At 37.6% G+C, this 5831-nt stretch carries 7 protein-coding genes; 3 read left to right on the top strand and 4 right to left on the bottom strand.

All coding sequences use genetic code 11. From position 1 onward, the window contains the following. Both B2X72_RS19395 and folE read right to left on the bottom strand, forming a co-directional pair. Positions 1–583, bottom strand: a 583-nt coding sequence (locus B2X72_RS19395) for a GTP-binding protein (RefSeq protein WP_286851136.1), incomplete at its 3' end; no start/stop codon positions are given. Positions 584–649: 66 nt separating this feature from the next. Further along, the gene (folE, locus tag B2X72_RS19390) at positions 650–1321 is read right to left on the bottom strand and encodes a GTP cyclohydrolase I FolE (RefSeq protein ID WP_070566888.1); all 672 of its coding nucleotides are present in this window, start codon (positions 1319–1321) and stop codon (positions 650–652) included. A 161-nt stretch (positions 1322–1482) separates the two neighbouring features. On the opposite strand from folE, the gene B2X72_RS19385 reads away from it, so the two are divergent. Then, positions 1483–1971, top strand: a complete 489-nt coding sequence (locus tag B2X72_RS19385; protein ID WP_070566887.1) for a hypothetical protein — start codon at positions 1483–1485, stop codon at positions 1969–1971. A gap of 7 nt (positions 1972–1978) precedes the next feature. Here B2X72_RS19385 and B2X72_RS19380 read toward each other — a convergent pair whose 3' ends face one another. Continuing rightward, positions 1979–2416: a helix-turn-helix domain-containing protein gene (locus B2X72_RS19380; protein ID WP_070566885.1), complete on the bottom strand. Its 438-nt coding sequence runs from the start codon at positions 2414–2416 to the stop codon at positions 1979–1981. A gap of 75 nt (positions 2417–2491) precedes the next feature. On the opposite strand from B2X72_RS19380, the gene B2X72_RS19375 reads away from it, so the two are divergent. Further along, the gene (locus tag B2X72_RS19375) at positions 2492–3184 is read left to right on the top strand and encodes a CPBP family intramembrane glutamic endopeptidase (protein WP_070566883.1); all 693 of its coding nucleotides are present in this window, start codon (positions 2492–2494) and stop codon (positions 3182–3184) included. A 71-nt stretch (positions 3185–3255) separates the two neighbouring features. Here B2X72_RS19375 and B2X72_RS19370 read toward each other — a convergent pair whose 3' ends face one another. Beyond that, positions 3256–4548, bottom strand: a complete 1293-nt coding sequence (locus B2X72_RS19370; protein WP_070566881.1) for a DUF389 domain-containing protein — start codon at positions 4546–4548, stop codon at positions 3256–3258. Positions 4549–4944: 396 nt separating this feature from the next. Between B2X72_RS19370 and B2X72_RS19365 the strand changes: the two genes are divergently transcribed. Continuing rightward, on the top strand, positions 4945–5831 hold an 887-nt coding region (locus B2X72_RS19365; RefSeq protein ID WP_286851134.1), incomplete at its 3' end, for an ROK family protein.

Below are 5831 nucleotides of genomic sequence, written 5' to 3'. Positions count from 1 at the left end.
CAAAAGGAAATTCCATTGTTCCTTTCGAATATAAAGTTTTTGCAAGTGGATTTAGGTTCGCTAAATAATTGTACAGCGAATCTAGATAAGTTGGGTGTACATCGTTGGTTTTATTAATGATGATGGCGTCAGCCGCCATAATTTGTCTGAGTACTTCATCTCTTTCCTTGATCTGATCTTCGACAAGAGCGGCATCTACGAGACAAATAATTTTTTTTAAAGGGAAGTAGTTATGGAATATCGGGTGCGTCGTAAAGGGCTCTATAATTGCAGTCGGTATGGCTAAACCAGTACATTCGATAACCAACTCGTCAAAACTATCTTGTTTTTTATAAAGTAATTCAAGCGAACTATAGAGCTCGTCATTTAGCGTACAACAGAGACAGCCTTCCTGAAGTGGAACAAGTTGTCCGTAATTTTCAGTCAGTAACATGCTGTCAACGTTGAGTTGGCCGATTTCATTTTCGATAATAGCAAAACGTTTGTTCGGATATGATTTCATTAGGGCGTTTAGATAAGTAGTCTTTCCGGCACCTAAAAAGCCTGTCAGTATCGTGACAGGGCGAGCATGACTTTTATTCATTTTTTATGATTAAATATGCGATCTATAATTGTCAGAAGTACATGGAAAATTATTCCATATGGTATCTTATTTCAATAAATTAAAGAAGTCATTTCTTTGACTTTCCGATGCGAATATCCCACTATACTCCATGGTAGTTGTACTACTGGTCGTATCTTTAACTACCCGTGCTGATACACAGAGATGATCTGCGTCAATGAGCACAATAATATCATCCGTTTCTAAGGTCGATTTAAGTTCATTAAAAATCTGTAACGTAAGCCGTTCCTGTACCTGTGGGCGGTGTGCGTAATAATCTACTACACGATTTATCTTTGATAATCCGATTACTTTTTTCTTTGCTACATAACCAATGTGCGCTCGCCCCACAATTGGCAGAAAATGATGCTCGCAGGCTGAATTTACACGTATATTTTTCTCAACCAATAGTTTGTTGTAACCATATCGATTTTCGAATGTGGAAAGTTGGGGCTTATTGGCTGGATTGAGGCCATAGAACAATTCATTGATATACATTTTAGCCACACGATAGGAGGTTCCACTGAGACTATCATCCTGGAGGTCAAGGCCTAGTTCATGCATGATATCCTGAAAAAGCTGCGCGATCTTTTTAATTTTCTCGCTGTCGGTTCGTGTAAATGCATCATGTCGCATAGGTGTATCAATCGAAGTCATGATATGAAGATCGCCTAGATTTTCGATGGGGGAGGAGATGTCTCTTTTTAATGATGTGTTCATAAATAATTCCTTTGTTAGTGTACGCTGATTAGATATACGAAGGCTCCTGCAATTAGGAGTTGTTAACTTATTTTTATAAATATAGTGAAAAAGTAGTAAATGCAATTTAGTTGCATGTAATGTTTTTTCACTATATTTGATTGTCACATCTTTAATAGGCTATGTTTAAGAAATTTACTCTTGTTTTTTTATTCATTTTTTTAGGTGGAGAGTGTTATTCAGTCTTGGCACAAACGGGGTTGGAATCTCAGCATTTAGCAGACCATAAGCCACTCATGAATGAAGTTTGGAAAACCTTTGATACCATGTTGTATAAAGTGAACAAGAAAAATGGGAAAACGATATACACGCCATTTTTTCCCAGTAAGCTTGCAAAAATGGATGGCATGAAGGTGGAACTTCAGGGGTATATGGTGCCGCTCAAGACAGGTCTCCGACATAACAGGTTCCTATTGTCCGTTTTACCTGTTTTACAATGCATGTTTTGTGGGCAAAATGGAATTCCACCGATGGTAGAGATTACGTTGGCTAACAACGATAAAATTTGGTTGAAGGAGAACCCTATTACTTTAAAAGGATATGTCAAGCTTAACGAAAAAGACAGGACTCGGGTTGAAATTTTTATACAAGATGCATCTATCGTAAAGTAGTAGATTGTTAACTACGCCAAATGGTCCAAAGTATGATCCCATAAACCACAACAACCAAAGCAAGCAACAAAAACAGTTCAAAGCTCGTTTCCGGGAAACCACTTGATTGTGATAGAAAGGCGGCTATTAATAAAATACCAATCAATCCGATACCGATACTTAGTATGAGTTTTCGAGGTTTATTAAATGTATTATTGATTTGGTCAGGTTCTGCTGTATCTGAAATATTGCTTTCCTCTTTCAGTACTGCTATATCCAGCTCAAGTTCCCTTGCTATAAGATTTAGGTTATAGGCCCTTGGAAGGACTTCAGCATTTTCAATACGCTGTACGGATCGCAGATTAAGCTTGACCAGATCAGCAAGTTGCTGTTGTGAGTAGCCTCGGTTTATACGTGCATTTTTGATCAGAAGTGCAATTTTTTCTTTACTTGATTTATTGGTCATCTTACGGCATTTTGCGACGTATTCAAATGTCGTAAAATTAAATGATTTAAGGCCATAGCTTTGTAGAAAAAAAGTATGATTGCTATTGTTATTGAATTGTTGGTTTCTTGGTTTTTACTAAAACACTTCTGTCACCAGGATCTTAGGGTGTTGGGCTTTTATGCGAAAGGCAAACTGTTATTTTTAAGTTTGGTTGTACCAATGTTTTATTTGGTTATCCTCTATTTGGGAATAGCCTATTTGGTAGAAAATCCTTATAAATTTAACCCAGAGTATACACTTGGAGATTTTTTTCGAAGTCTTTATTATGTATCAAAAGCAATTATATTTGAAGAATTGATCTTTAGAGGAGCTCTATTGTATATGCTAGTCAGTCGCTTTGGGAAGACAAAAGCTGCATTCATAACAGCCATAGCTTTTGGAGTTTATCACTGGTTTTCATATGGCGTAATCGGACATGTGTTTGAAATGTCAAGAGTTCTTATGTCGACGGGTGTATTTGGTTATTTACTAGCACGTATATGTATAAAAACAGGTAAAATAATATTTCCAATTGCTTTGCATTTTGCTTATAATTTCACAACAATGGTCGTATTCTCAAAGGAAAAAAATATTGGATTGCAACTTTTGGTAAAAGCTCATGCCGTCGATCCGGTTAGACCTGAAGGAATATTTCCGCTGTTCATTGTCGTTATTTACTATGTAGGCTTTCCAGTATTGTGTTATATTTTCCTTAAATCGTTAAAAAACACGAATGGCTGGTCCTGATCTTTTAATTTTTCCATTACTTGCTTGTTGAGCAGATGCTATTAAAAATATATTTTCCGATGGATTGCCTACTATTGACTAATAATCGCTACACTATCTTTAGGAAAATGATTTTGCAACCATTGTTGTAATTTTTCGTGTTGCGCTAATGGAAGTGGGGTCTTGGTAGCGTATATAAATGCTACGATCCTGGCGACGCTATCGGCCTTTGCATAATGTTGTTGGACACCAATGCTATAGGAATTCAGTTCGGGGAATAATACAGCGATATCGCGATCAAGTTGCGGACTGGCCAACTGGTATTTCGCTAATTCATTGTTTAGGGCGCGTATCGTGAGATCCTTTTCACTTACAGCTGCTGTACGTCTGTCTATTTCGCTTAGAATACTAGATTTTAAATCTAAACTATCCTGATGAATGACAAGGTTAGTATTGGTAATACCAAATGATTCCATTACACGCTGTAAAGATTCTACCTCTTTGTCACTGAATTTTTTTGATAAAAAGGCAAGTTCAAGTTTCTTTGGATTACTATTCATCTCCAGCTTTTCATAGATAACAGTGTAACCTTTGTTGCTGAGTTCCTGTTGAACAAATTGGTTTACCTTGCTGGTGTATTTTTTTTCTTGCAGTAGATTGTATGCAAAATAGACACTTGGCAATACAAGAATAATCGTGATGATGGTAATACTTTGAGTAATTCTTTTTTCGCGTTTTTTATCGATATAATGAGTTTTGGGGTAACGCAAATATTTGACAATGATAAATGTAGCAATGCAGATAAAAACACAATTGATGATGTATAGAAATAAAGCACCCGCAAAATAACTGAGATTACCGATAGCTAATCCGTAGCCTGCAGTACAAAGTGGGGGCATCAAGGCTGTTGCTATGGCAACGCCAGGAATAGGATTACCTTTGTCTACCCTAGTAATAGCGATAACCCCTACTAAACCACCAAATAGTGCAATCATTACGTCATAGATATTGGGCGATGTACGCGCTAATAATTCGGATTGCGCTTCCTTGAAGGGGCTTAAAAGAAAATAAATAAAAGAAACAACTAAGCTTATTAAAGTTGCTATCAATAGATTTTTTAATGATTTTTTTAAGAGGGGGAAATCAAATGTCCCCAACGCAAATCCAGCTCCAACAATCGGGCCCATTAATGGAGATATAAGCATAGCACCGATAATTACCGCTGTAGAATTTACATTTAGCCCTACAGATGCAACCACAATTGCACATGCTAGAATCCATGCATTAGCACCGCGAAAAGAGATATTGCTCACAACATTTTCTAGAACAGCCTCCTTTCGGTCTTCTCCCTGATGTAGATCGAAAAATCTCAATATTTTATTCATTAGCGTATTAATATAGCGGCTCAGCAATTATTCAGCAATTATTAAGACGCTAAAATTATGCCGATTTTAGTCCTCTGTCGTAATTCTGCTATACAAAGTCTTTACGGACAAAAACACTCGTTAATAACGTGAAATCCATTTTTCATTTGGCTGAAATCCCGGGTGACCGGCAGATATCGTTGTCTGCTTTAGGTTGCTGATACTTTATTTTACCTCATATTTATCGGGTATTTAGCACATTTAAATTTTTTAAGTTAGGTTGATCTGGTGGTCGGTAGATCGGCTTTTCAAAGGGGATTAGCATGCTATTTATGGATAATTGTGAAGAAGATTTTGTTGATTCCTTATAAAATATTATCTTTTAGTAATTTTAGAACTTAGAAACACGGAAGAGAAATGTCATTAATAGATTTATCAAAACGCGTGGCGTTGGGAATAGATATCGGTGGAACCAATACAAAATTTGGTGTGGTCAATCATCGGGGTGAAGTACTTGAAAAAGGAAGCATAAAAACAGATGCTTATCAAACGGTGGAAGAGTTTATTGATGCGTTGTACGAGAAAGCTTATCCCTTAATTGAAGCATTTGGTGGTGAACAAAGCTTTGATGGAATTGGTGTCGGCGCGCCTGATGCTAATTATTACACTGGGACAATAGACCACGCTCCCAATCTCCCTTGGAAAGGTGTGATTCGATTTAGCGATTTAATGACGGCCAAATTTAAGATTCCCTGCACCATTACCAATGATGCAAATGCCGCTGCTTATGGTGAAATGCTTTTTGGTGCGGCACGCGGCATGAAAGATTTTATTATGATTACCTTAGGCACGGGCGTAGGAAGCGGCATAGTGGCCGGAGGGAAGCTTATTTATGGACACGATGGCTTTGCTGGCGAATTGGGCCATACCATTGTCAAACCAGGAGGACGAAAACATTGGAGTACGGGTTCTGAAGGAAGTTTAGAGGCTTATGCATCTGCTACAGGGATCACCATTACAGCCAAGAAAATGCGGGCCGAATTTCCGGAATCGATGTTGAATCAATTCCCTGAGGACGCGATCAATTCGAAGACAGTTCATGAATGTGCGCTCAAAGGGGATGCGATAGCCATTGAGGTATTTAGGTATACTGGGCAGAAACTGGGTGAAGCATTAGCAAATTTTGTGATGTTTTCTTCTCCTGAAGCAATTCTACTTTTTGGAGGAGTAATTAAGGCCGGTGATTTTATCTTAAAACCCGCGAAACTCCATATGGAAAGAAACCTTTTTCCTTTGTTTAGAAA

It is taken from the genome of Sphingobacterium sp. UBA7253 (genome assembly GCF_002472745.1).
GTDB classification, from domain to species: Bacteria; Bacteroidota; Bacteroidia; order Sphingobacteriales; family Sphingobacteriaceae; genus Sphingobacterium; species Sphingobacterium siyangense.
This window is presented reverse-complemented; position numbering and strand designations above follow the sequence as displayed.

Bases quoted from the DNA above. Each gene is read 5' to 3' on its own strand.
- B2X72_RS19385 (WP_070566887.1), top strand. From the start codon at position 1,483: ATGTTTAAGAAATTTACTCTTGTTTTTTTATTCATTTTTTTAGGTGGA.
- B2X72_RS19370 (WP_070566881.1), bottom strand. From the start codon at position 4,548: ATGAATAAAATATTGAGATTTTTCGATCTACATCAGGGAGAAGACCGA.
- B2X72_RS19380 (WP_070566885.1), bottom strand. From the start codon at position 2,416: ATGACCAATAAATCAAGTAAAGAAAAAATTGCACTTCTGATCAAAAAT.
- B2X72_RS19375 (WP_070566883.1), top strand. From the start codon at position 2,492: ATGATTGCTATTGTTATTGAATTGTTGGTTTCTTGGTTTTTACTAAAA.
- folE (WP_070566888.1), bottom strand. From the start codon at position 1,321: ATGAACACATCATTAAAAAGAGACATCTCCTCCCCCATCGAAAATCTA.